This window comes from Streptomyces sp. NBC_01498, from assembly GCF_036327775.1.
Taxonomy (GTDB): domain Bacteria; phylum Actinomycetota; class Actinomycetes; order Streptomycetales; family Streptomycetaceae; genus Streptomyces.
The window spans coordinates 4,234,072-4,257,287 of the sequence record NZ_CP109598.1; the positions used below are offsets into that span (position 1 = coordinate 4,234,072).

Genomic DNA, 23,216 nt, shown 5'->3' on the forward strand with positions numbered 1-23,216 from the left:
GGGAGCAAGACGGAAACCTCTCTCGGGTCGCGGCCGGTCCCTCGGGTCGGAATCGGTCCCTGTCCCGGATTCCCCCCACGCGGCGCGTCACTCTGTGATCAGGAGGACATTCCGCGCGCGGCGGCGAGGAACTCCCGGATGAGTCCGACGTCCTTCACCCCCCGGGCGCGCTCCACCCCACTCGACACGTCGACCCCCCACGGCCGCAGCGCCGCCACGGCGTCCACGACGTTGTCCGGGGAGAGCCCGCCCGACAGCACCCACGACCCCGTCGGCCGCTCCGGAAGCGACTCCGGCGACCAGCGTTCGCCGGACCCGGGCCGGGGCGAGTCGATGATGAGCGCGTCCTCGCCGTACGCGCCCGCCGTCAGGGGCGCGCCGGAGCGGGGCGAGGTGGCGCGGATGAGCCGGTACCCGTCGGCGCGCAGCGCCGCGTACGCCTCGGGCGGCTCCCCGCCGTGCAGCTGGACCGTGTCCACGCCCGCCTCGGCCGCCGCCCGGCGCACCTCCTCCAGCGGCTCGCCCCGGAACACCGCGACCCGGGCCACGCCCGGTGGGACGAGCGCGGCGAGCGGGCGGGCCCCGGCGGCGGACAGCTGCCGGGGGCTCGCGGTCAGGACGAACCCGACGGCGGACGCCCCGCCCGCCACGGCCGCCTCGACCTCGCCGGGATTCCGCAGACCGCAGACCTTGACGTACAAGTGGTGCAACAGAAGCTCCTCGCTCGATGGCCGGCGGCCCGACCGCCGGTGAGTCCGACCGTCATTGGGTTCGGCCGCCGGTGGGCCCGACCGTCATTGGGTCCGACGGCCGGTGGGGTCCGACAGCCGGTGGGTTCGACCGCCGGTGGGTCCGCCGGGCCGTCCGACGTAACCTGCGTACTCACTGCGAGAGTACGAAGAAAGCGAGACGCCCGGTGCCGGATCCCGCCGCCCTGACCGCCCCCGGGGCGCCCTTCGAGGTCGTACGCACCGAGAACGGCTCGCTCCTGTACGCCGACGGGCCGCGCACCCTGCGGGAGTTCGCGGAGACGACCTGGGCGTACGGGGACCGGCCCTTCCTCGTCGGCGGCGACGGGGACCACCTCCTTACGTACGGCGACTTCTTCGCCGCCGCGACCGTGCTGGCCAACCGGTTCGTGGACAGCTACGGCCTGCGGCCGGGCGACCGGGCCGCCGTCCTGATGGAGGACCGTCCCGAGTGGCCGGTCGCCTTCTGGGCGGCGCAGCTCGCCGGGCTCGTCGCCGTACCGCTGGACGCCGGGTGGACCGGGGAGGAAGGGAGCGCCGTGCTGGAGCACTGCGATCCGCGCGTGCTGCTCGTGGACGGCGCGTGGCTGCCCGGCGTCAGGGCGTGGGCGGGGCGTACGCGGGCGCGCGTGGTGGTCGTCGGCGCGACGGCCGGCGAAGCCCCGGGGGCGCCCGTCGAACGGTACGAGGATCTGCCCGCCCCCGACCGCTACGCGGCGCCGCCCGACATCGAGATCCGGGCGGAGGACGACGCGACGATCCTCTACGCCTCGGACGGTGCCCCGCTCAGGGGCGCCGTCTCCACCCAGCTCGCGCAGGCGGGCGCGACGATGGACGTCCGCTTCCGGGCCGCCGCCGACGCGCTGGAACGGGGCGACCTGCCGGGGCTGGGGCCGGCTCCGGCCGTCCGCCTGGACGGCTCCTTCACCGGGCCGGCCGCGCTCGCACAGATGTACGGCGCGATGGCGTCGGGCGGCACGCTGGTCCTGGGGGAGCCCGGGTCCGGAGCCGGGCCGGTGCCCGCGCACGCCCCGGCCGCCCCTGCCGCCTCGCCCGCCGTCGAGTCACGCGTCGCCCCCGGGACCGGCGAGGTGTGGCTGCGCGGCCAGTCGCTCCCGTACGCCTACTGGCGCGACGAGCGGGCGACGGCCGAGTCGTTCACCGCGGACGGCTGGTTCAGGGCGGGTTGATCCGGTCAGCCGGGTACGGGAGCGGGTGGGGGAGCGGGTGGGGCGGTGCGACCGGTCCCGCCGGGCCGGGATCCGGGTGGACGGTTGGCTTGGTCAGGCTGATCCGGGCCCGCCCGTCGGCTGGTCCGCTCGTCCTACTCGGGCGTCCCGTCAGCGCCCGTTCGCGACGAGCGGCGACCGTCGCGTCGTTCACCGCGGACGGTTGGTTCTGGGCGGGTTGATCCGGTCAGCCGGGGAGGGAGCGGGGTGGGGGAGCGGGTGGGGCGGCTCATCGGGTCCCGCCGGGCCGGGATCCGGGTGGACGGTTGGCTTGGTCAGGCTGATCCGGGCCCGCCCGTCGGCCGGTCCGCCCGCGCTCGGCCGGCCCTCCGTCAGCGCCCGCTGACCCGCTCCGCGTGATCGGGTCGGCTGATCCGGATCCGGTAGCCCTCGTCCCCGGTCTTCCGGAGCACCGTGACGCTGATCCCGCTCTCGCGGTCCCGGAACGTCTCGCCGGGGCCGTACGGCGCGTCCGACAGCTCCGCGTGGACGTTGGGGCGTCGCGTACAACCGCCGCTGCGCTCCGCGCTGTCGGAGACCGTCACCGGTCCGCGCCCGGTGTCGACATCGGTCTCGACCCGGTAGACCAGCACGCCCGGCTTGCAGACGGCCTCGTCGTTGCCCGCGCGGGTGCGGACCTCGACCGCGAAACCGGAGTGTTCGGAGACCGGCACGAAGGCCAGTTTGTGACCGCCCGCGGTGGCCAGGGGGGTCAGGTCGTGTTCGCTCTCGCCGGCCGTCGCCGCGCAGTTGACCTGTTCGTCGTCGAGCCAGCCGAGCTTCCACTTGTGCCAGCCCAGCAGATCGTTGTTGGCCCCCCAGTCCTCGGACATGATGTCCCAGTGCCCGACCGCGCCGCCGCCCTGTGTGGTGTAGAGGTCGGGGAGGCCGAAGACATGGCCGTTCTCGTGCGGCAGGACACGGAAGCCGGTGCGCGCGTACGACCCCGAGCCGTCGTCCTGCCTGCTGTAGACGAAGGACGTGTTGGCGAGCGGGACGCCGTCCGCCTCCGGGGCCTCACCGTTGCCGGAGAACGTCACGGACAGCACGGTGTCGAGCGCCGAGGGGCCCGCGTTGGGCGTGACGAGGACGTTGACCAGGTCGTACGCGCTGAAGTCCACCTCGTCGTCGGCGAGCGTCACGATGTCCTGGACGAGTCGCCGGTAGCCCGGCTCGTACGCGGCGCCGCGCTCTATCCCGTAGTCGGCGAACGGCAGCGGCATCCGCAGCCAGTCCTTCAGGGGGGCCTCGGGGCGGTAGTCGAGCCGGCCGTACGAGCTGGTGCGGAACCACCCCGAGGTCTGCGGGAAGAACTCGCCGAGCCGGTCGGCGGCGCTGCCGGGGCCCGGCGCGTCCGAGAAGTCGACCATCAGGTTGAGGGCGCGGACGGTGCCGGTGGAGCGGGAGTAGCCGGTGGGGGTGGGCACGCCCTCGGACATCTGGACTCCGGTGGCGGACGCGATACGGCACGGGCGGACGCCTCCGTCGCGCGGGACGGCGACCGGCCCGGCGGAGGCCCGGGTGGGCAGCGGAAGGGTCGCGCTGGCGGTGGCGAGGGCGGCGAGGGTCAGGGCGGCGAGAGCGGCGAGCGTGCCGACCCGGCGCGGTCGGGCATGGCTGCCGCGGCCCGCGCCTCCGGGTATCCGACGAGTGTGCTTCATCGGCCGCCTTCGGGGTCAGCGGCAGTCGCCCGTGCTGACTGCACTCCGTTCGATCACCCTGCGACGGGCGGCGTGTCGGCGCTCGCTGGGTGCGCCGATCGTGGGTTCTTCGCCCGGTTTTCGCGGGGCCGTCCCGGGGGTGGGCGCGGGGCCGGCGCGGGATCGTCGGGAGGTCTTCGCGGGGGTCGGCACGGGGGCCGTTGCGGTGTTCTCGCGGGGGTCGGCACGGTGGGGGCCGGGGCTGCGGATGCGGGGGGCCGGGCACCGTGGCCCGGCCCCCGGACGCTGTGTGACCCAGCTCACCGCGCGCCGCGAAATAACCGGGGAGGACTTCCCCGTTTGCACCCGTGTCAAGGAAACGGGGACCAGCTCCCCGCTTCCGGGAGTCGAGGAAGGGCCCGCCGTGACCACCGTTGCCGAATGCGAGACGCGTCGTACACCCCGCCCGCGGGCCGACGCCCTGCGCAACAGGGAGCGCATCGTGGCGGCGGCCCGCGAGATCCTCGTGGAGTCGGGCCCCGACGTGCCGCTCGACGAGATCGCCCGCCGCGCCGGAGTCGGCAACGCGACCCTCTACCGCCACTTCCCCGACCGCGCCGCGCTCGTCCTGGAGGTGGTGCTCTGCGTCATGGCGCGCACCGCCGACCAGGCGGAGCGGGCCGCGGCCGAGGAGGCCGACGTGTTCGTGGCGCTCAGCCGCTTCGTGCACGCGGCCGCCGACGAGCGGATCGGTGCCCTGTGTCCGCTCCTCTCCGGCAGTTTCGACGGAGAACTTCCCCAGCTGCGCGCGGAGCGCGAGCGGCTCGAAACGGCTGTGGAAGATCTCATGGAGAAGGCGCGCGCGGCCGGCCGGCTGCGTACCGACGTCGCCGTCGGTGACCTGATGGTCGCCCTCTCCCAGCTCACCCGTCCGCTCCCCGGTACCGGCTGTCTGAACATCGACCGCTTCACGCACCGGCATCTACAGCTGTTCCTCGACGGCCTGGAGGCGCCCGCGCGCTCCGTGCTGCCGGGCGCGGCGGCCACTCTGGAGGATCTGCGCCACAGTCGATGACGACAGGCGGCGCGCCCCCGGACCACGAACCCCCGGACCTCGAACCCCGGGCCATGAACCTCTGTCCACCACGTACTCGCCGGTCCAGGTCCACCCGTATTCCGGTTCGCGTCACGCACGCGAACGGGCGTGGGTGAACCCCGGAAGCGGCCACGCGTCCCACGTGAACACACGTCGGCAGACGTGAGCACGCGCGTAACACCCAGGTACGCGTCAGCACACGCAGGACCGGAACAATCACCGACACCGGCGGCCGTCGACCAGGCCGACCGGGCTCGCCCCGGACCCGGGGTCCCCGCGTCACGGGACCCGTGGTCCGACACCAACTGACCCGTGCGCAGGGCCGACCAGTGCGTCCCCGCGTCCGTTTTGAACTCTTCGTACGCATAGGCGGCCACACCCATGTCAAAAACAGCCGAGTCCCGGCTCCCGGACCCCCGCGTCCCCGACGCGGGCCCTGATCCCCAGCGCTGGAAGGCCCTGGTCTTCATCGCCCTGGCCCAGCTGATGGTCGTGCTCGACGCGACGATCGTGAACATCGCGCTGCCCTCCGCCCAGCAGGACCTGGGCATATCGGACGGCAACCGCCAGTGGGTCATCACCGCGTACGCGCTCGCCTTCGGCGGTCTGCTGCTCTTCGGCGGACGCATCGCCGACCTGTGGGGGCGCAAGCGCACCTTCGTCGTCGGTCTGCTCGGCTTCGCCGCCGCGTCCGCCGTCGGCGGCGCCGCGACCGGCGAGGCCATGCTCCTCGGCTCGCGCGCCCTCCAGGGCGCCTTCGGCGCGCTGCTCGCGCCCGCCGCGCTCTCCCTGCTGGCCGTCACGTTCGGCGACCCGAAGGAGCGCGCCAAGGCGTTCGGCATCTTCGGCGCGATCGCCGGTGGCGGTGGCGCCGTCGGTCTGATCCTCGGCGGATTCCTCACCGAGTACCTGAACTGGCGCTGGACCTTCTTCGTCAACATCCCCTTCGCGATCGTGGCCGCCGCCGGCGCCTACTTCGTGATCCGGGAGCCCGCGGGCGGGCGCAACCGCTCCCCGCTCGACATCCCCGGTGTGATCCTGTCGACGCTGGGCCTGGTGGCGCTGGTGTACGGCTTCACGCGCGCCGAGTCCGACGGCTGGTCGGACACGGTCACCGTCGGCATGTTCGTCGCGTCCGCCGTGCTGCTGGCCACGTTCGTCGCGGTCGAGTCGCGGGTGAAGTCGCCGCTGCTGCCGCTGCGCGTCCTGATGGAGCGCAACCGCGCGGGTGTCTACCTGTCGCTGGGTCTCGCCATCATCGGCATGTTCGGCCTGTTCCTCTTCCTGACCTACTACCTCCAGGTCGTGAAGGGCTACACGCCGGTCAACACCGGCTTCGCGTTCCTGCCGATGATCGTCGGCATGGTCACGGGCTCCACCCAGATCGGCGCCCGGCTGATGACCCGGGTGCCGCCGCGACTGCTGATGGGCCCCGGCTTCCTGGTCGGCGCGGTCGGCATGCTGCTGCTGACGCGGCTGGAGCTGGACACCTCCTACCCCGGGCTGATCCTGCCCGCGCTGCTGCTGCTCGGCCTGGGCATGGGTACGGCCTTCATGCCGGCCATGTCCCTCGCGACGCACGGCATCGAGCCGCGTGACGCGGGTGTCGCCTCGGCGATGGTCAACACCTCGCAGCAGGTCGGCGGCGCGATCGGTACGGCGCTGCTGAACACCGTGGCCGCCTCCGCCACCACCGCGTACGTCGCGGCGAACGCGGCCGGTGCCGGTGACCCGAAGCTGCTCCAGCTCCAGGCGATGGTGCACGGCTACGCGAGCGCCATCTGGTGGGCGGTCGGCATCCTGGCCGCCGCCGCGGCGATCGCCCTGACGCTCATCAACACCGGGCGTCCGGGCAGCACCCGGGTGGCCGGGGGCGCGGGGACCGACGCGTCTGCGGAGGACGGCAGGATCCCGGTGGTCATGCACTGACGGTCCGCGGTACGGGGGCCGGCCGGTTCAGGTACGGCCTGACGGTTCACGTAGGGCCTGACGGTCCACGTACGGCCTCACGGTTCAGGTACGGCCTGACCGTTCACGTAGGGCCTGACGGTCCACGTGCGGCCTGACGATTCACGTACGGACCGGGTGGTCCGTACGACTGGATCGGCGGTCCGTACGACCGATGCCGCCACCGCGACTCCGACCGCGACTCCGACCGCGACCGCGCGCGAGCTGTGGCGCGCGCGGGACGCGTGGTCCGACCCCGTCCCGCTTTCTGCCCTGGTGCCGCCGTTCCTCAGCGGCGCCAGGGCAGATCCGCGTCCGTACCCTCCGGCTGGAGACCCTCCGCCACCACCCGCATGATCTCGCCGAGCTGGGTCACCTGTTCCGGTGCGAGCCGGTCGAAGATCGCCTGCCGTACGGCCGCGACATGGCCGGGCGCCGACCGCCGCAGCACCGCGTCGCCGGCCTCCGTGAGCACCGCGTTCTGGCCCCGCTTGTCGGACGGGCAGTCCTCGCGGCGCACCCAGCCGTGCTTCTCCAGACGGGCTATCGCGTGCGAGAGCCGGGAGCGGGTGATCTTGGCGTCCTGGGCGAGCCGGGTCATCCGCAGCCGGCGGTGCGGGGCGCGGGCCAGATGGACCAGCAGGGCGTAGTAGATGTGGGGCATCCCCGCGTCCCGCTGCAACTGGCGGTCGAGATGGTCCTCCAGCAACGTGGTCGCCTGCACGTACGCCTGCCAGACGCCCTGTTCCTCGGCGCTGAGCCAGCGCGGCTCTCTGTCGCTCTCCATGCTTCCCACCCTAGGCACTGCTCCTTGAAACTTGAACTAGACGGACGTACAGTCCGTTCCAGAGTGCTTTAAGATTCAATTAACTGGGACCGCCGCCACCCGCAGGGAGCCCGTCATGACCAGCACAGCGGAGCGCATGCCCGCCCTCTATCTCTCCCACGGTGCCCCGCCCCTCGCCGACGACCCCCTCTGGCCCGGACAACTCGCCGCCTGGGCCGCCGGACTGCCGCGCCCCCGGGCGGTCCTGATCGTCTCAGCCCACTGGGAGGAGGCGCCGCTCGCCCTCGGCGCCACCGAGACCGTGCCGCTCGTGTACGACTTCTGGGGCTTCCCCGAGCACTACTACCAGGTCCGCTACCCCGCCCCCGGCGCCCCCGGCCTCGCCGACTCCGTCGAGAAACTGCTGCGCCGCCCCGGCACCCCCGTCCAGCGCGTGCCCGACCGGGGGCTCGACCACGGCGCGTACGTCCCGCTCGTCGAGATGTTCCCCGACGCCGACATCCCCGTCCTCCAGATATCCCTCCCGACGCTCGACCCGCGCGAACTGTTCGCCGTCGGCCGCAGACTGGCCCCGCTGCGGGACGAGGGCGTCCTCGTCGTCGGCAGCGGATTCTTCACCCACAACCTCGCCGCGCTGCGCCACACCGGCCCCGGCGTGCCCGGCTGGTCCGCCGAGTTCGACGCCTGGGGCCGCGAGGCGCTCCTCGCGCGCGACATCGACGCGCTGCTGGACTTCGCGCACGCGTCCCCGGCCGGGCCGCTCGCCCACCCCCGTACCGAACACTTCGCCCCGCTGTTCGTCACGCTCGGTGCCGCCGAGGACGAGCTGGACACCGTACGGAACGTGATCGACGGCTTCTGGCTGGGGCTGGCGAAACGGTCGGTGCAGTTCGGCTGACCCGCCCGGTCCGCCCCGCGTACTCCACCAGTGGTCGGCCCAATGGCAGTCGGGTTCAGATCGGCAACGGTTCGACATCCGGTGACCGACGGCACTTGACCGGGGATTCCGGCCTCCGTACGTTCCTCATGGTCTAGACATCCTTGTTAGGGAGCGGCCATGCGGAAACACGTCATCGGGGCCCTTGTCGTCACCATGGCGCTCGGACTCACTGCCTGCGGCAGCGGGGACTCGGGCGGGGGCGGCGGCGAAACGTCGGGCAAGGGCAAGACCCTGACCGTATGGATCATGGAGGGCACCAACCCCGACCCCAAGCCCTTCTTCAACGAGGTCGCCGCGGCCTTCAAGAAGAAGACCGGCGCCACGGTCAAGGTCGAGTACCAGCAGTGGGCCACCGCGCAGAAGAAGTTCACCACCGCGATCGAGGGCGGACCGAGCCAGGTCCCCGACGTCGCCGAGGTCGGCACCACCTGGATCCCGCAGTTCGCCGAGACCGGCGGCCTCGTGGACGTGACCGACAAGGTGAAGGAATCCGGTCTCAACGACGACCTCGTCGAGGGCCTGGCCGACGCGGGCACGCTGGACGACAAGCAGTACGGCATGCCCTGGTACGCCGGTGTCCGCGGCCTCCTCTACCGCAAGGACATCTTCGAGAAGCACAACCTCAAGGCCCCGACCACCTGGAAGGAACTGCGCGACACCGCGCTGGTCCTGAAGGAGAAGGAGCCGGGCATGATTCCCTTCCCGGTCGCGGGCGGCGCGGAGATGTTCGCGACCCCGTTCGTCTGGGGCGCCGGGGGTGAACTGGCCGTCGAGGAGGGCGGCAAGTGGAAGTCCGGCATCAACTCCCCGGAGGCGGTCAAGGGCATCACGTACTACACCGACCTCGCGAAGAAGGACAAGCTCTCCCCGGCGAAGGTCACCACCTGGACCGAGAAGGAGGTGGCGACCGACTTCCAGAAGGGGAAGATCGCCATGTCCCTCTCCGGCAACTGGACACCCAAGGCGTTCGTCCAGGCCGCCCCGGACCTGGAGGGCAAGCTCGCCGCGGCGCCCATCCCCGGTGAGACCGGCGGCATGAGCAAGTCCTTCCTGGGCGGCTCGTACCTCTCCACCTTCAAGGGCGAGAACCAGGACCTGGCCTGGGAGTACGTCAAGCTCGTCACCACCGGCGAGTTCGCCACCAAGTGGGCCGAGCAGACGAACTACTTCCCCGGCCAGAACAGCCTCCTCAAGGAGGTCCAGGCGAAGAACGACCCGCTCGTGGCCCCCTTCGCCAAGCAGATGACCGAGGCCGGCGCGACCGTCCCGAAGACCCCCGCGTACGGCCAGATCCAGGCCACGCAGGTCGTCACGAAGATGGTGCAGTCCATCCTCACCGACAAGCAGACGGTGCAGGAGGCCGCCGACCAGGCCGCCGAGGAGATGGACAAGATCTTTGCCTCCTGAGTCGCTCATCGAAGACTCGGCGCACGACGACGGCGTGGCCGCGACGACCTCCACCGTGAAGTCGCCGCGGCCACGCGCGCCCCGCCCGAGCCCGACGCTGCGCCGCAAGCAGCTCGGCCGCACCACCCGCCCCTGGCTGCTGCTCCTGCCCTCGCTCGTGGTGCTGGCGGGGCTGCTGCTGTGGCCGCTCGTCAAGGTCGGCATCCTGTCCGTCCAGGACTACGAGGTGAAGTTCGGCGGCGGCGTCGGCACGTACACCGGGTTCGACCACTACACGGACCTGCTCACCGACGGCGACCTGTGGCGCACCGTCCTGCCCAACACCGCGCTCTTCGCGGTCGCCTGCGTGGTGCTGACCGTCGCGCTCGGCACCCTCGCCGCGCTGCTGCTCCAGCGGCTCGGCACCACCTGGCGGGTCATCTGCTCCACCGCGATCATGGCGGCCTGGGCGATGCCCGCCGTCACCGGCACCTATGTGTGGGTGTGGCTGTTCTCGGCGGGCGACGGCATGATCAGCCAGCTCGCCGGCTCGCTCGGACTGATCGACCCCGAGACGACCAACTGGTTCACCGAACGGCTCTCCTTCTACGCCATCGCCACCCTCAACGTGGTGCACCACGGATTCCCGTTCGTCGCCATCACCGTGCTCGCCGGGCTGCTGACCATCCCCCGGGAGCTGTACGAGGCCGGGATGATCGACGGCGCGAGTGCCTGGCAGCGGTTCTGGAAGATCACCGTGCCCACCATCAAGCCGATCTTCCTGGTCGTCACGATCCTGTCGACCATCTGGGACTTCAAGGTCTTCACCCAGATCTATCTGATGCCGGGCGGCGCGGGCAGCAACGAAGAGGTCCTCAACCTGGGCGTGTGGTCCTACCAGCAGGCGTTCGCCCTGAACGACTACGGCGCGGGCGCGGCCACCGCCGTACTCCTCACGCTGCTCCTGCTGCTGATCACCGTCGTCTACATCCGAACCCTCTTCAAGGAGAGTGACGAGCTGTGACGCGCACGACGACCGCCGGGCGGATCGGGCTCGCCTGCGCGGTGTTCGCGCTGCTGGTCTTCACGCTCTTCCCGGTGTACTGGATGGTCAGCACCGCGCTCGACCCGAACGCCATCACCCGCGGCGCCGACGTCCTGCCCAGCGGGATCAGCGGCGAGCACTTCAGTTACATCTTCGACCGGGGCAACTTCGGCCAGTTCCTCGGCAACTCGCTGATCGTCGGACTCGGCACCATCCTGATCTCCGGGCTGCTGGCGCTGTTCGCCGCCGTGGCGGTCGCGCGCTTCCGCTTCCGGTTCCGCACCTCCGTGCTGATCATGGTGCTGATCGTGCAGATGGTGCCGCTGGAGGCGCTGGTCATCCCGCTCTTCCTCCAGATGCGGGACTACGAACTGCTCAACAGCCTCATCGGGCTCACCGTCGTCTACATCGCGCTGTCGCTGCCGTTCGCGATCTGGACGCTGCGCGGCTTCGTCGCGACGGTTCCCAAGGAGGTCGAGGAGGCCGCGTACCTGGACGGCTGCTCGTGGCCCCGGATGTTCTGGTCGGTGCTGCTGCCGCTGGTCGCGCCGGGGCTCGTCGCCACCAGCGTGTTCGCCTTCATCACCGCGTGGAACGAGTTCGTCTTCGCGTACACCTTCATGAAGGACGGCTCCAAGTACACCGCCGCCGTGGGGCTGTTCCAGTTCTTCGGCGAGAACTCCACGTCCTGGGGCCCCGTCATGGCCGGCTCCACCCTCATCACCGTGCCGGTGCTGGTCTTCTTCATCATCGTGCAGCGACGGCTGGCGTCGGGCCTGGCGGCCGGGGCGGTCAAGGGGTGAGCCCGGCGGGCCGGGGGACGAGCCGGGGGACGAGTGGCGCCGGGAGCGGCGCCGGGGGAGACATCGGGAGTGGCGCCAGGGGTGGCACGGGGAGCGCGGCCTCTGCCGACGCCGAGGCGCTGCGGCTGGTCAACGCCGTTCTGCTGCCCGGCTTCCACGGCACCGAGCCGCCCGCGTGGCTGCTCGACGCCGTCGACAACGGACTCGCGGGCGTCGTGTACTTCGCCCACAACGTGCCCGACCCCGAGACCGCCGCCGCCCTCTCGGCCGGCCTGCACGCCCGGCGCGCCGACCTGATCGTCGCCAGCGACGAGGAGGGCGGCGACGTCACCCGCCTGGAAGCCGCGACGGGCTCCTCCTACCCCGGCAACGGCGCCCTCGGGCGCGTCGACGACACCGGCATCACCGAGCGGATCGCCCGCGCCATCGGCCACGACCTGCGCGCGGCGGGCATCGGCCTGAACCTCGCGCCCGACGCCGACGTCAACGCCGACCCGGACAACCCGGTGATCGGCATACGCGCCTTCGGCGCCGACCCCGCACTGGTCGCCCGGCACTCCGCCGCGTACGTCACCGGCCTCCAGTCCGCCGGGGTCGCCGCCTGCGCCAAACACTTCCCCGGCCACGGCGACACGGCCGTCGACTCCCATCTCGGGCTGCCCCACCTGGACGCCGACCTCGACCTGCTGCGGCGGCGCGACCTGCCGCCGTTCCGCGCGGCCGTCGAGGCGGGCAGCCGCTGTCTGATGACCGGGCACCTCACGGCCCGCCCGTTCGGGCCCGCGCCCGCCTCGCTCAACGCCGAGGCCGCCCGGCTGGCCCGCGAGGAGCTGGGTTTCACCGGGGCCATCGTCACCGACGCCCTCGACATGGGCGCCGTCGTCGCCGAACCGGGCTACGGCCCCGCCTGCGTCCAGGCCCTGCTCGGCGGCGCCGACCTGCTCTGCCTGGGCAACCCGGCGGACGCGGACGCCGCCGCGCGCGCCTACACGACCGCGCGGGACGCGCTCCTGGGCGCCCTGGCCGACGGGGTCCTGCCCGTGGACCGGCTCGCCGACGCCGGACACCGGGCCCGTGAACTGGCCGACTGGATCGTGCGGGGCCGTGCCACGCCGTCGCCTCCCAAGGAGGACGCTCTGCCGCTCGCCGTGGCGCGGGCCGCCCTGCGGGTACGGGGCAACGTGGCCCTCGGCCCCGCGCCGTACGTGATCGACCTGCGACAGCGCGTCAACCACGCCTCCGGCAGCCGGGCGCCGCACCTGATCCGGCTGCTCACGGAGGCCCTGCCCGGCCTGACGGTCACCGGCGTACCTCCGGAGGGGCCCACGGGTGCGCGCGCGGACCATGCGCTGGGCGGGGGCGCCGCGCTGGGCGGGGGCCTCGCCAGGACCGGGGCCGACGGAGCCGCCGGGGCGGGGGCCGAAGGGTCTGCCGGTGCCGGGTCTGCCGGTGCCGGGGCCAGGGCCGCCGGGGACGGGGCGGGCGCCGGGGCTGCCGACGGCCGGCCGCTGGTCCTGATCGCGCGCGAGCCGCACCGGGACGCGGCGGAGACCGCGCTGCTCCGCGAACTGGTCACCCGCCGCCCGGACGCGGTCGTCCTCCTCACCGGCTGGCCGCACGCCGTGGACGCGCTGGCCGCCCACACGGTGGTCACGTACGGCTCCGCCCGCGTCAACGCACAGGCGGCCGTGGAGCGCCTGCTGGGCGGCACCCCGCACGGGGGCTGACGCGCGCGTACGACGCCCCGGGCCCCTCGGCGCGTCCTCAGCTCTCGTTGAGCGCCTTCTCGTACCAGGCGACGTCCCAGTACCTGCCGAACTTGCGGCCGACCTCGGCATACGTACCGATGTGGCGGAAACCGAACCGCTCGTGCAGCCGCTCCGAGGCGTCGTTGGGCTGGGCGATGCCCGCGTACGCGCGGTGCACGTCCTCGCCCTCCAGGGCCTTGAACAGCGCCTCGTAAAGAAGCGTGCCGATTCCCCGGCCCGCCGCCTCGGGCGCGCAGTACACGGTGACCTCCACGGACGTGGAGTACGCGGGTTTCGGCCGGAAGGGCCCGCTCGTCGCGTAACCCAGTACGAGGCCGGAACGCACGTCCTGAGCAACCCGGAGGCGATGAGGGCCGTCTTCGGGGTAGGAGAGGAACCACGGGCGGCGTTGTTCGGGAGTAAAGGTACGGGTGTCGAAGGTGATCGGCGTCTCACGGACGTAGTGGTTGTAGATGTCCGTGAGCGCGGCCAGATCGTCCTCGGTTCCGGTTCTGACCTGCGCTTCCGGCCGGCGCGGCACCATGTGTACCTCCTCGGTGGCGGGACAGGGTACTGCATGATCACAAAAAAGAGTGCACGGCTTGGGAATTCTGTCCCGATTCCAGTCGTTGTTTCCATCGGATGCAGGGCACCCGAGAGGGTGTCGCGACCGACTCAGTAAGGGAGCTCGCATGGCAACCCGTGCCGTCGCCCGCCGTACCGCCAATGGTGGTACGAACAGGGCAAGCAGTGTTCGCGCCGTGGGCGGCGAGATCGCCGATCGCGACCTGGTCGGCATGTACCTCGACGAGATCGCGCGCACGCCGCTGCTCGACGCCGCCAAGGAGGTCGAGCTGTCGCAGACCATCGAGGCGGGTGTGTACGCCCAGCAGATAGTCGACGGAGCGGTGGAGAGCGAGGTCACCGACGCACGGCGCGAGGAGCTGGAGGCTCTTGTCGCCGCCGGTGAGCGCGCGAAGGACGTCTTCATACGCTCCAATCTCCGACTCGTCGTCGCCGTGGCCCGACGCTACCCGCGCAGTGGACTGCCCCTTCTCGACCTCATCCAGGAAGGCAACGCCGGCCTGGTGCGCGCGGTCGAGAAGTTCGACTACGCCAAGGGATTCAAGTTCTCCACCTACGCGACCTGGTGGATCCGCCAGGCCATCACCCGGTCCATCGCGGACCAGTCCCGCACGATCAGGCTGCCCGTCCACCTCGTGGAGGAGCTCGGCCGTATCCGCAGGGTGCAGCGCGAGTTCAACCGGGAGAAGGGGCGCGACCCGGAGCCCACCGAGATCGCCGCCGAGCTCGGCTCCAACGCCGCCCGCGTCAACGACGTCCTGGACTGGGCACGCGACCCGGTCAGTCTCAACATGTCGGTGGACGACGACGGGGACACCCAGTTCGGCGACCTCCTGGAGGACACCTCGGCGATCTCGCCCGAGCAGTCCGTCCTCACGCTGCTGCGCAGCGAGGAACTGGACGAGCTGATCGGCAGGCTCGACCACCGCACGGCCTCCATCATCAAGATGCGCTACGGCATCGAGGACGGCCGTGAGCGGACGCTCACCGAGGTGGGCAAGCAGCACGGCCTGACCCGTGAGCGGATCAGGCAGATCGAGAAGCACGCCCTTCTCGAACTCAAGAAGATGGCGCACGACGTGGGCTTCGACGCCGCGGCGTGACGCCGTCACCAGGGGCGCAGGCCCCCGCCGTACGGAGTCCCGGTACCCACCCCCCCGGTGCCGGGACTCCTCACGTCGCCACCGCCTTCGCGCGGCGCCGTACGCCACCAGCTCCGTACGCCCACCGGTAGGCACATCAGCTCTGTACGGGGTACCTCCCGCCCCGGGGACGGGCGGTGCCGGTGCGCGCGGACGGCTCCGGTCCCGGCCCGCGGCCCCCGCACCGGTCGCGGCGGGCGAGGTGCTCACGAGGCCCCGGCCGCGCCCGTCGCCGCGCGGGTCAGCCGGCCGCCCAGTGCGCGTACGTGCTCGACCAGCCGCTCCGGACGGTGGACCGTGAACTCGCGGTCCACCAGCGCCAGTCGCAGCGCCAGCCACTCCAGTGAGTCGCCCGCCCGCGCCCGTAGCCGGCACGTGTCCGGTCCGGTCGGCTCCGGTATGCCGAGCGACGCCGGCAGGCGCCCCGCCACGAACTCCGCGCTCGCCGCGAACGTCACGTCCACGTCCACCCCCGGCTCCGACCGCGCCATCGAACGGGCCAGGAACTCCGCCGCGCCCCCGGCCGGCAGCTCACGCGGCGCGTAACGGGCCCCGGTCGCGAAGGGGTCGGAGACCCGGTCGACCCGGAACGTCCGCCAGTCGCCGCGCCCCACGTCGTACGCGATCAGATACCAGCGCCGGGCCGTCGACACCAGGCGGTACGGCTCCACCTGCCGCTTGGTCCGCGCGCCGTCCCCCGCGCGGTAGTCGAACCGCAGCTGTTCCGTCCCGGCGATCGCCGAGGCGATGACCGTCAGCGTCCGCGCGTCGACGCTCCCCGCGTCCCCCGGCATGAGCATGGGCACCGTCGCGGCCTGGAGGGTGGAGACCCGGTGCCGCAGCCGTGACGGCAGCACCTGTTCCAGCTTCGCCAACGCCCTGACGGACGCTTCCTCGACGCCCTCGATGGCATGGCCCGCGCCCGCCCGCAGCCCCACCGCGATGGCCACGGCCTCCTCGTCGTCCAGCAGCAGCGGCGGCATCGCCGCGCCCGCGACCAGCCGGTAGCCGCCGACCGCGCCCCGGGTGGCCTCGACCGGGTAGCCGAGGGCGCGCAGCCGGTCGATGTCCCGGCGAATGGTGCGCGCGCTGACATCGAGACGTTCGGCCAGTTCGCTGCCCGGCCACTCGCGTGGTGTCTGGAGAAGGGACAGCAGATTCAGGAGTCGTGCCGGAGTGTCCGCCATGTGTTCAAGACTGACAGTCCTCTAGGACATGAATTGGCCTACATGGTGACTATCTTTTCTTGTATGACTTCTCCAGCGACTTCTCCGGTCGCCGCACCTGGCACCACCCTCGACACCGACCCTGCCTCCGGGCCGGGCGACCGCCGGCGCTGGCTGGCGCTGGCCGTGGTCATGACCGCCGCCTTCATGGACCTCGTCGACGTCACCATCGTCAACATCGCCATCCCCAGCATCGAACGGGACCTGTCGGCGAGCTTCGGCTCCATCCAGTGGATCACCGCCGGCTACGCGCTGGCCTTCGCCGCCGGGCTGATCACCGGCGGCAGGCTCGGTGACATCTACGGCCGCAAGCGGCTCTTCCTCGTCGGGATAACCGGCTTCACCCTCGCCTCCGCGCTCTGCGGCTTCGCGGTCAACTCCGAGATGCTGGTCGGCTCCCGGCTCCTCCAGGGCGCGATGGCCGCGCTGATGGTGCCCCAGGTACTCGCGATCATCCATGTCACCTTCCCCGCGCACGAACGCGGCAAGGTCTTCGGGATGTTCGGCGCCATCGTCGGACTCGGCGCGGTCTCGGGCCCGCTGCTCGGCGCGCTGCTCACCCAGTGGAACCTGTTCGGTCTGGAATGGCGCCCGATCTTCCTGATCAACCTCCCCGTCGGTATCGCCGGTGTGATCCTGGGCCGCAGGTTCATCACCGAGTCCAAGGCGCCGAATGCCCTGCGGCTCGATCTGGTCGGTGTCGTCCTGGTGACCTCCGCGCTGCTGATGCTGATCTACCCGCTCACCCGGGGCCGCGAGCTGGGCTGGCCGCTCTGGGGCCACCTCTGCATGGCGGGCAGCGTCCTGGTGTTCGCGGCGTTCGTGGCGTACGAGAGGGTGAAGACCCGCAAGGACGGGTCGCCGCTGGTGGAACTGTCCCTGTTCAAGGTCAAGAGCTTCGCCGCGGGCATCGCCGTCCAGGCGACCTTCGGGATCGGCCTCGGCATCTTCTTCCTGGTCTGGACGCTCTACATGCAGATCGGCCTCGGCTGGAGCCCGTTGCACGCCGGACTGACCGGGCTGCCGTTCTCGGTCGCCGTCTCCACGGCGGCGGCGCTCTCCGTGCAGAAGCTCGTCCCGCGCTTCGGCCGCAAGGTCCTCCAGACGGGCGCGCTGACGATGGCGACGGGCGTGCTGCTCTACCTCTGGGAGGCCGGACAGTACGGCGCGGGCATCAGCGCCTGGCAGATGCTGCCGCCGCTGGTCGTGATGGGCCTGGGGATGGGCCTGATCGTCGCCCCGCTGACGGACGCGGTGCTGTCGGACGTGCCGCGCGAGCACGCGGGCTCGGCGTCCGGCCTGATCAACACCGTGCAGCAGATGGGCAACGCGCTGGGACTGGGGCTGGTCTCGGTGGTCTTCTTCGGCGTGGTCGACGACGCCGCGGCGACGTCACCGGCAGCGGTGTCGGCGGCCTTCACGGACGGCTTCCAGAACGCGCTCCAGTGGGTGGCGGTGGTCCTGGTGGCCATCTTCCTGCTGATGTTCGCGCTACCGAAGCGACGCTCGGAGACGGCCCCGTCCGAACTCCCGGACCAGGTTTTGACCGGCTGACCGGGTCGTGGCCGTCGCGGTGAGCCGACGCGCCCGTCCCTGCCCGTCGGGACCGGCGACCGGCCCGCCCGCCGTCGTGACCGGCCGACCGCCCGGTGCTGTGGTCACCGGCCGGGACCGTGATACCGCCGCCGCCCGGTCCGGGGGAACGTCCCGGAGGAGTGCCTCCGAGGGAACGTCTCCCGGGCCGGGCGACGCGCGTTCCGTCATCTCACCCGCGCGCGCAGCTCCATGGCCTGCCGTGCGGCACTCTGCGCCGCGTACACCTCGCACATGTGACGGCCGTCGGGTGTCGCGGTGTGCTCGACCTCCCACAGGCTTGTCTCCGTGCCGTCCAGCAGCAGGAACGCGTGCTCGTAGAGCGTGAAACCGGTGTCCCCGTCCTCGATGTGACTGTGTCCGCCGAAGACCTGGGTGATCTGGTGGGCGAAGGCGGCCCGCAGCGGCTCCGCGACCTCCTCGCCCGGCCGGTCCACGTTCTCCGCGCGGCGCAGCACGCGGCGGGCGTGGTCGGCGGAGTTGTCCGGGAGATACACCCGGGGCAGCGGCGTCAGCGGCGCCGCCAGCAGGCCGCTGAGCAGTTCGAGATCGGCCGCGAGGTCGGACTCGAAGCTCGGATCGAGACTGACGGCGAGATCCGGCTCGAATCGCGACTCGAAGAGCGCGTCGGAATCGGAGACGGGATCGGAGAGGGGATCGGAGGTCCGGGGATCGGTCGGATCGGCGGCGGAGGAGTCGGGGCCGGAGCCGGAAGAGGGGCGGGAGTCGGAGTCGGAGCCGGCGGGCTCGGGGGCGGACAGGGCGGGCGCCCCGGCTCCGTTCGCCCGGCCGGGGCGGCGCAGCCGGGAGGCGGCCAGGCGCACCGCGTGTTCGTCGGTGAAGATCTCGTGCTGTTCGGCGCCGTCGCGCCCGGTGTTGTGGACCAGCTCCCAGAGGGTGAGGGCGGTGCTGTCGGCAAGCAGGTACGTATGCCGGTAGGTCTCTCGGTGCAGTCCCGCACTGTGGTGCGAGGACCGCAATGAACTGGCGTGTGCCAGAGCGGAGTCGAGCCGCTCGATCACGGTGTCGGGCAGATCGAAGGAGTTGAGTGCCCGACCCAGGAGACGCTCGATATGCGTCTCGCTTGTCTCATACGGATCGTTCAAGGTGGGTCTCCAGGCCGTCGCCACATGTCACTTGGTGATTGCATAACGTAGCCCCTGGGACTGACATCGTGTCCCAAGTTCGGTTAAACGATTGGGGGCGCGCGAGAAATTCCCTCAAGCCCCCCTCAACTCCCTTGCGCCGCCGGTCAGTCCGTGCCGTACAGATCGCGGTACGCGGGGAACGTGCCGCCCGGCCCCTCGATTCCCTCGGCGGCCACCATCGCGCGGACAATGGCCCTGGTCACGACGTCGGCGCCGGCCGCCAGCAGCTCGTTGAGCGCCAGCGGACTCCCCGGGTCGAGCGGCCGGTCGCCGGTGGCGAGCGTGAAGACCGTGTCGCCGTCGTTGAGCAGATGGACAGGACGGACGGCGCGCGCGATGCCGTCGTGCGCCGTCCCCGCGAGCTTCTGCGCCTGCGCCTTGGAGAGCACGGCGTCGGTCGCGACGACGGCGAGCGTGGTGTTGAGCGGGGGCGGCCCCTCGCGCTCGCGCACCTCGGCGAGACGGGCGAGGGCCGCCTCGTGCACACCGGCCGCCGGGTGGACCGGACGGCCCTGGACGTACCGCCCGTACAGCACGCCCGTCAGCGGATCGACCGCCGAGCCCGCCGCGTTCGCCACGACGAGCGCCGCGACGGTGATCCCGGAGGGCAGCAGCACACTCGCCGTGCCCACCCCGCCCTTCAACTGGCCGACCACCGCCCCGGTCCCGGCGCCCACCGAGCCCTCGGCGACCGGTGCCCCCGGTCCCGTACGGGCCGCCGCCTCCACCGCCGCCCGACCCGTGGCGGCGTCCGGACGGGACCGCCAGTCACCGCCCCGGCCGAGGTCGAAGACGCAGGCGGCAGGGACGACCGGCACCACCTGGGACGGGTCCGGCCCGACCCGCACACCCCGGCCCCGCTCCTCCAGCCACGCCATCACGCCGGAGGCGGAGTCCAGCCCGTACGCGCTGCCGCCCGTGAGTACGACGGCCTCCACGCGGTCCACCAGATTGCGCGGGTCCAGCGCGTCGGTCTCCCGCGTGCCCGGCCCGCCGCCCCGTACGTCCACGGCGGCGACCGCACCGCCCTCGGGGGCCAGGACCACCGTCGTACCGGTGAGCGACCGGTCACCGGGCACCCGCGCGTGCCCGACCCGGATCCCCGCCACATCCGTCAATGCGTCATTGGTTGCCATGGGCCCCATGCGTACCACGCGACGGGTCCCCGCCCCGTCGGGCCGGCCCGTCCGCCGCGCCCGCCCCCGTACCCTGGACGCATGAGCACCGCCCCCACCCCCGGACCGGCCGAGAGCGCCACGAGTGCCGAGACCGCCCGGCAGCCCGCTCCCGAGCGGCCCGCGCCGCCCGGCCCGGCGTCTGCGAAGCGAGGCCGGCCCAGGCCGTCGATCGTCTTCGACGACCCGCTGGACGGCCGGTCCTCCGACGACACCGACGACGGCTGGGGCGAACGGCCGGCCACGGGCGACAGCGCGGCCGCCGACCTGGCCCGCTTCCTCGACGAGAAGCCGCCCCACCACCTCTGACCGACCGGCGCCGCCCGACCGCACCGAACCGGAACGGCCCGGTGAGCCACCGCCGTAACGCGTCGCCCACGGAGCGCCGTTCCGCCGGCGGACCGGCTACGGAGTCGGAGTCCCGGGCCGCGCCTGCCCCGCCGTGCCGCCCTGCTGAGCCAGCAGCGCGTCCCTGATCTCCTTCAGCACCTCCAGCTCGTTCACCTCCAGGACCTCCTGCACCTCTTCCTTGGCGGCGAGCAGCCTGGCGCGCCTGGCCAGGTACTTGGCCATCGGCAGGACCATCAGGAAGTACACGACGGCGGCGGTGATCAGGAAGCTGAGCGTCGCGCTGAGCACCGTCCCCCACATGATCGGGATGCCGGACACGACCTCGCCCGCGGCGTTCGTCTCGCACGGCGCCTGGACGCACGAGGTGTAGTGGTCCAGATTCTTGGTGCCGAACGCTCCCACCACCGGATTGATGATGCCCTTCACCAGGGAATTCACCACGTTCGTGAACGCGGCGCCGATGACGACCGCGACCGCGAGGTCGATCACGTTGCCGCGTGTCAGGAAGGCTTTGAAGCCGTCCAGCACGCTCTCTTTGTCCTTGCTCACGAGTGAGTCCTTCGTCGTATGTGCCGTCGTGTGTGCCATGGGTGCCGCGAGGGGGGCAGCCGATCGCCTGGACACCATGGGCAACTCGCGCCTCGGCTGTCCAATCCGCCCATGCTTTCGTGTGACCAGTCTGCTCGTCAGTACGACAGCTAAAAGTGCGGACCGGCTCCGAGCGGTTCAGCACAGGGTCACCGCCAGCCGTGAGTGCGTGCCCGCCCCCGCCAACTCCGCTGCCGCAGCGCGCTCGACGCGCAGCAGCACCAGCGCCCCGCCCTCGTCGATCCCTTCCGGAAGGCGCGGTACGGACTCCACCCGCACCCCCGACGCCAGCACCCGGGCGTCCGGCTCGCCCTGCCCGGGGGAGCGGGTGGCGGTGGCGATCACGTCGACCCGGTCGCCCGCGCGCAGCAGCCGCACCGTCGCCACATCCGCGATCCGCACCGGCACCCTGACCAACTCCGGCTTCGCCGGCCCCGGCCGGGCCGCGACCCCCGCAACGGGCGCACCACCCCCGCCCGCGACCGCGCGGGCCGCCGCCTCGGCGCGCTCCTCCGCTCCGGCCGTCACCCCGGGACCGCCCGCGCCCGACGCCGCCAGGGCCGCCGCGGTCACCGCCAGCCCCGCCGCCATGGTCCGGCGCCGCCGGAGCAGCGCCCGGCGCAGCCGGTGCCCGCCCCCGTGCACCCGCAGCGGATCGAACACCGGCACCCCGCACGGGGCGGGCGCGGCGGCGACCGGCGTGGCCCCGGGCGCGGGCGGCGGGGGGAATGGCGGATCCGAGGCCCGGGAGAACGCCGGCGAAGGGGTAACGCCGGACGACGAGTCGCGTGAGGACGAGTCGCGTGAGGACGACGCTCGGGAAGAGGGAAAAGGGGAAGCGGACATGGCAACCACCACCTGCCGTGAGGAGTCTCTGCTGGTCGCTCCTCACGATCCCCGCCCGGCCGAAATCCCGCCGAAGCCTGTGGACAACTACCCGATTGTGGATATCTCGCTCACCCGATCGAGAGCCACGGCCGCACCGTGTTTACGGCAGGTCGAGTCCGGTGTCGATGCCGTCCAGCGCGTGCGAGCACAGACAGTCCCGCGTCTCACCGGCCTGGAGCGCGCCCACGGTGTCGAACAGCACCGTGCGCAGCCGGTCGACGTTGGACGCGAAGACCTTCAGCACATCCTTGTGCGAGACGCCCTCGCCCGTCTCGGCCCCCGCGTCCAGGTCCGTCACCAGCGTCAACGACGTGTAGCAGAGGGCCAGTTCACGGGCGAGCACCGCTTCGGGGTGCCCCGTCATGCCGACCACCGACCAGCCCATCGACGCGTGCCAGCGCGACTCGGCGCGGGTCGAGAAGCGCGGCCCCTCGACGACGACCAGCGTCCCGCCGTCCACCGGCTCCCACTCGCGCCCGCGCGCGGCGGACAGGGCGGCCCTGCGCCCCTCGGGGCAGTACGGATCGGCGGGCGAGACGTGCACGACGTTCGAGGCCCGGCCGTCGGGCAGCGGCACGGCGTCGTAGTACGTCTGGGCACGTGCCTTCGTACGGTCCACGAACTGGTCCGGTACGAGCAGGGTCCCCGGCCCGAACTCCTCCCGCAGCCCGCCCACCGCGCACGGGCCGAGCACCTGCCGGACACCCAGCGACCGCAGCGCCCACAGGTTGGCCCGGTAGTTGATGCGGTGGGGCGGGATGTCGTGCGCACGCCCGTGACGCGGCAGGAACGCGACGCGCCTGCCCTCGACGTCGCCGAGGAACAGCGAGTCGCTGGGCGGTCCGTAGGGGGTGTCGACGGTGACCTCGGTCACGTCGTCCAGGAATGAGTACAGGCCCGAGCCGCCGATGACGCCGATCTCCGCGGTCTCCGAGCCCTCTGCCTTCGCCTTGGTCACCATGACGATCACCCTAGGCCCTGTCCGGGGACGAGGACGGGGCGGCCGCGGACGTACCGGGAGCGCCCACGGGACCGCGTGGGAGAAGACGGGAGAACGCCTGCGGGTGCTCTCCCGTGAGCGGGGCTTCACCGGGGTACGCGACCGCCGCGCGGGAACGCCGAGGACCCCGCCGTAGTGAACGGCGGGGTC

General features: G+C 72.1%; 21 protein-coding genes. 11 read left to right on the plus strand and 10 right to left on the minus strand.

Going from position 1 to position 23,216, the window contains the following annotated elements:
* Positions 1-98: 98 nt before the first annotated feature.
* On the minus strand, positions 99-710 hold the full coding sequence (locus OG875_RS18105; protein WP_330175263.1) for a phosphoribosylanthranilate isomerase: 612 nt from the start codon (positions 708-710) through the stop codon (positions 99-101).
* A 206-nt stretch (positions 711-916) separates the two neighbouring features.
* On the opposite strand from OG875_RS18105, the gene OG875_RS18110 reads away from it, so the two are divergent.
* Positions 917-1,939 (plus strand): class I adenylate-forming enzyme family protein, encoded by a 1,023-nt coding sequence (locus OG875_RS18110; RefSeq protein WP_330175264.1) that lies wholly within the window; start codon positions 917-919, stop codon positions 1,937-1,939.
* A gap of 371 nt (positions 1,940-2,310) precedes the next feature.
* Here OG875_RS18110 and OG875_RS18115 read toward each other — a convergent pair whose 3' ends face one another.
* Positions 2,311-3,639: a M6 family metalloprotease domain-containing protein gene (locus OG875_RS18115; protein WP_330175265.1), complete on the minus strand. Its 1,329-nt coding sequence runs from the start codon at positions 3,637-3,639 to the stop codon at positions 2,311-2,313.
* A 403-nt stretch (positions 3,640-4,042) separates the two neighbouring features.
* Between OG875_RS18115 and OG875_RS18120 the strand changes: the two genes are divergently transcribed.
* Both OG875_RS18120 and OG875_RS18125 read left to right on the plus strand, forming a co-directional pair.
* Positions 4,043-4,693 (plus strand): TetR/AcrR family transcriptional regulator, encoded by a 651-nt coding sequence (locus tag OG875_RS18120; RefSeq protein WP_330175266.1) that lies wholly within the window; start codon positions 4,043-4,045, stop codon positions 4,691-4,693.
* A gap of 402 nt (positions 4,694-5,095) precedes the next feature.
* Positions 5,096-6,643, plus strand: coding sequence for an MFS transporter (locus OG875_RS18125; RefSeq protein WP_330175267.1), 1,548 nt, complete (start codon positions 5,096-5,098; stop codon positions 6,641-6,643).
* A gap of 307 nt (positions 6,644-6,950) precedes the next feature.
* Here the strand turns inward: OG875_RS18125 and OG875_RS18130 are convergent, their stop codons facing one another.
* On the minus strand, positions 6,951-7,448 hold the full coding sequence (locus tag OG875_RS18130; RefSeq protein ID WP_330175268.1) for a MarR family winged helix-turn-helix transcriptional regulator: 498 nt from the start codon (positions 7,446-7,448) through the stop codon (positions 6,951-6,953).
* Between the two features lie 115 nt (positions 7,449-7,563).
* Between OG875_RS18130 and OG875_RS18135 the strand changes: the two genes are divergently transcribed.
* From OG875_RS18135 to OG875_RS18155, 5 genes are all read left to right on the plus strand, one after another.
* Positions 7,564-8,346: a dioxygenase family protein gene (locus OG875_RS18135; RefSeq protein ID WP_330175269.1), complete on the plus strand. Its 783-nt coding sequence runs from the start codon at positions 7,564-7,566 to the stop codon at positions 8,344-8,346.
* 159 nt (positions 8,347-8,505) lie between these two features.
* On the plus strand, positions 8,506-9,795 hold the full coding sequence (locus OG875_RS18140) for a sugar ABC transporter substrate-binding protein (RefSeq protein ID WP_330175270.1): 1,290 nt from the start codon (positions 8,506-8,508) through the stop codon (positions 9,793-9,795).
* A gap of 55 nt (positions 9,796-9,850) precedes the next feature.
* Positions 9,851-10,798: a carbohydrate ABC transporter permease gene (locus OG875_RS18145; protein ID WP_330177790.1), complete on the plus strand. Its 948-nt coding sequence runs from the start codon at positions 9,851-9,853 to the stop codon at positions 10,796-10,798.
* Positions 10,795-11,622: a carbohydrate ABC transporter permease gene (locus OG875_RS18150; protein ID WP_330175271.1), complete on the plus strand. Its 828-nt coding sequence runs from the start codon at positions 10,795-10,797 to the stop codon at positions 11,620-11,622. The genes OG875_RS18145 and OG875_RS18150 overlap by 4 nt, the downstream gene beginning before the upstream one ends.
* Positions 11,619-13,349, plus strand: coding sequence for a glycoside hydrolase family 3 N-terminal domain-containing protein (locus OG875_RS18155; RefSeq protein WP_330175272.1), 1,731 nt, complete (start codon positions 11,619-11,621; stop codon positions 13,347-13,349). Before OG875_RS18150 ends, OG875_RS18155 begins: the two co-directional genes overlap by 4 nt.
* Before the next feature lie 37 nt (positions 13,350-13,386).
* On the opposite strand, the gene OG875_RS18160 is transcribed toward OG875_RS18155, so the two are convergent.
* Positions 13,387-13,914, minus strand: coding sequence for a GNAT family N-acetyltransferase (locus OG875_RS18160; protein ID WP_443079135.1), 528 nt, complete (start codon positions 13,912-13,914; stop codon positions 13,387-13,389).
* 148 nt (positions 13,915-14,062) lie between these two features.
* On the opposite strand from OG875_RS18160, the gene OG875_RS18165 reads away from it, so the two are divergent.
* Entirely contained in the window at positions 14,063-15,058 is a 996-nt protein-coding gene (locus tag OG875_RS18165; RefSeq protein WP_330175273.1) for a sigma-70 family RNA polymerase sigma factor, read from the plus strand.
* Between the two features lie 245 nt (positions 15,059-15,303).
* On the opposite strand, the gene OG875_RS18170 is transcribed toward OG875_RS18165, so the two are convergent.
* A complete protein-coding gene (locus OG875_RS18170; RefSeq protein WP_330175274.1) occupies positions 15,304-16,284 on the minus strand; it encodes a helix-turn-helix transcriptional regulator in 981 nt (326 codons plus the stop codon).
* 63 nt (positions 16,285-16,347) lie between these two features.
* Between OG875_RS18170 and OG875_RS18175 the strand changes: the two genes are divergently transcribed.
* Complete coding sequence (locus tag OG875_RS18175; RefSeq protein WP_330175275.1) at positions 16,348-17,877, plus strand: MFS transporter; 1,530 nt, start codon at positions 16,348-16,350, stop codon at positions 17,875-17,877.
* A 206-nt stretch (positions 17,878-18,083) separates the two neighbouring features.
* On the opposite strand, the gene OG875_RS18180 is transcribed toward OG875_RS18175, so the two are convergent.
* Together OG875_RS18180 and OG875_RS18185 are read right to left on the minus strand one after the other, a co-directional pair.
* Complete coding sequence (locus tag OG875_RS18180) at positions 18,084-19,022, minus strand: DUF6227 family protein (RefSeq protein WP_330175276.1); 939 nt, start codon at positions 19,020-19,022, stop codon at positions 18,084-18,086.
* Positions 19,023-19,168: 146 nt separating this feature from the next.
* Complete coding sequence (locus tag OG875_RS18185) at positions 19,169-20,200, minus strand: P1 family peptidase (RefSeq protein WP_330175277.1); 1,032 nt, start codon at positions 20,198-20,200, stop codon at positions 19,169-19,171.
* Positions 20,201-20,281: 81 nt separating this feature from the next.
* On the opposite strand from OG875_RS18185, the gene OG875_RS18190 reads away from it, so the two are divergent.
* The gene (locus OG875_RS18190) at positions 20,282-20,548 is read left to right on the plus strand and encodes a hypothetical protein (protein ID WP_330175278.1); all 267 of its coding nucleotides are present in this window, start codon (positions 20,282-20,284) and stop codon (positions 20,546-20,548) included.
* Positions 20,549-20,644: 96 nt separating this feature from the next.
* Here OG875_RS18190 and OG875_RS18195 read toward each other — a convergent pair whose 3' ends face one another.
* From OG875_RS18195 to OG875_RS18205, 3 genes are all read right to left on the minus strand, one after another.
* Positions 20,645-21,178, minus strand: coding sequence for a large conductance mechanosensitive channel protein MscL (locus OG875_RS18195; protein WP_443079136.1), 534 nt, complete (start codon positions 21,176-21,178; stop codon positions 20,645-20,647).
* A 138-nt stretch (positions 21,179-21,316) separates the two neighbouring features.
* The gene (locus OG875_RS18200) at positions 21,317-21,841 is read right to left on the minus strand and encodes a hypothetical protein (protein ID WP_330175280.1); all 525 of its coding nucleotides are present in this window, start codon (positions 21,839-21,841) and stop codon (positions 21,317-21,319) included.
* Positions 21,842-22,166: 325 nt separating this feature from the next.
* Positions 22,167-23,027 carry an S-methyl-5'-thioadenosine phosphorylase gene (locus tag OG875_RS18205; protein ID WP_330175281.1) on the minus strand — a complete coding sequence of 287 codons (861 nt, stop codon included), beginning with the start codon at positions 23,025-23,027 and terminating at the stop codon, positions 22,167-22,169.
* Between the last annotated feature and the right edge of the window lie 189 nt (positions 23,028-23,216).

Excerpts from the sequence above, each read along its gene's own strand:
- OG875_RS18125 (WP_330175267.1), top strand. The coding sequence starts at position 5,096 with ATGTCAAAAACAGCCGAGTCCCGGCTCCCGGACCCCCGCGTCCCCGAC.
- OG875_RS18205 (WP_330175281.1), bottom strand. The coding sequence starts at position 23,027 with ATGGTGACCAAGGCGAAGGCAGAGGGCTCGGAGACCGCGGAGATCGGC.
- OG875_RS18135 (WP_330175269.1), top strand. The coding sequence starts at position 7,564 with ATGACCAGCACAGCGGAGCGCATGCCCGCCCTCTATCTCTCCCACGGT.
- OG875_RS18195 (WP_443079136.1), bottom strand. The coding sequence starts at position 21,178 with ATGGCACACACGACGGCACATACGACGAAGGACTCACTCGTGAGCAAG.
- OG875_RS18175 (WP_330175275.1), top strand. The coding sequence starts at position 16,348 with ATGACTTCTCCAGCGACTTCTCCGGTCGCCGCACCTGGCACCACCCTC.
- OG875_RS18115 (WP_330175265.1), bottom strand. The coding sequence starts at position 3,639 with ATGAAGCACACTCGTCGGATACCCGGAGGCGCGGGCCGCGGCAGCCAT.
- OG875_RS18190 (WP_330175278.1), top strand. The coding sequence starts at position 20,282 with ATGAGCACCGCCCCCACCCCCGGACCGGCCGAGAGCGCCACGAGTGCC.
- OG875_RS18170 (WP_330175274.1), bottom strand. The coding sequence starts at position 16,284 with ATGGCGGACACTCCGGCACGACTCCTGAATCTGCTGTCCCTTCTCCAG.
- OG875_RS18165 (WP_330175273.1), top strand. The coding sequence starts at position 14,063 with ATGGCAACCCGTGCCGTCGCCCGCCGTACCGCCAATGGTGGTACGAAC.
- OG875_RS18185 (WP_330175277.1), bottom strand. The coding sequence starts at position 20,200 with ATGGCAACCAATGACGCATTGACGGATGTGGCGGGGATCCGGGTCGGG.
- OG875_RS18160 (WP_443079135.1), bottom strand. The coding sequence starts at position 13,914 with ATGGTGCCGCGCCGGCCGGAAGCGCAGGTCAGAACCGGAACCGAGGAC.
- OG875_RS18130 (WP_330175268.1), bottom strand. The coding sequence starts at position 7,448 with ATGGAGAGCGACAGAGAGCCGCGCTGGCTCAGCGCCGAGGAACAGGGC.
- OG875_RS18140 (WP_330175270.1), top strand. The coding sequence starts at position 8,506 with ATGCGGAAACACGTCATCGGGGCCCTTGTCGTCACCATGGCGCTCGGA.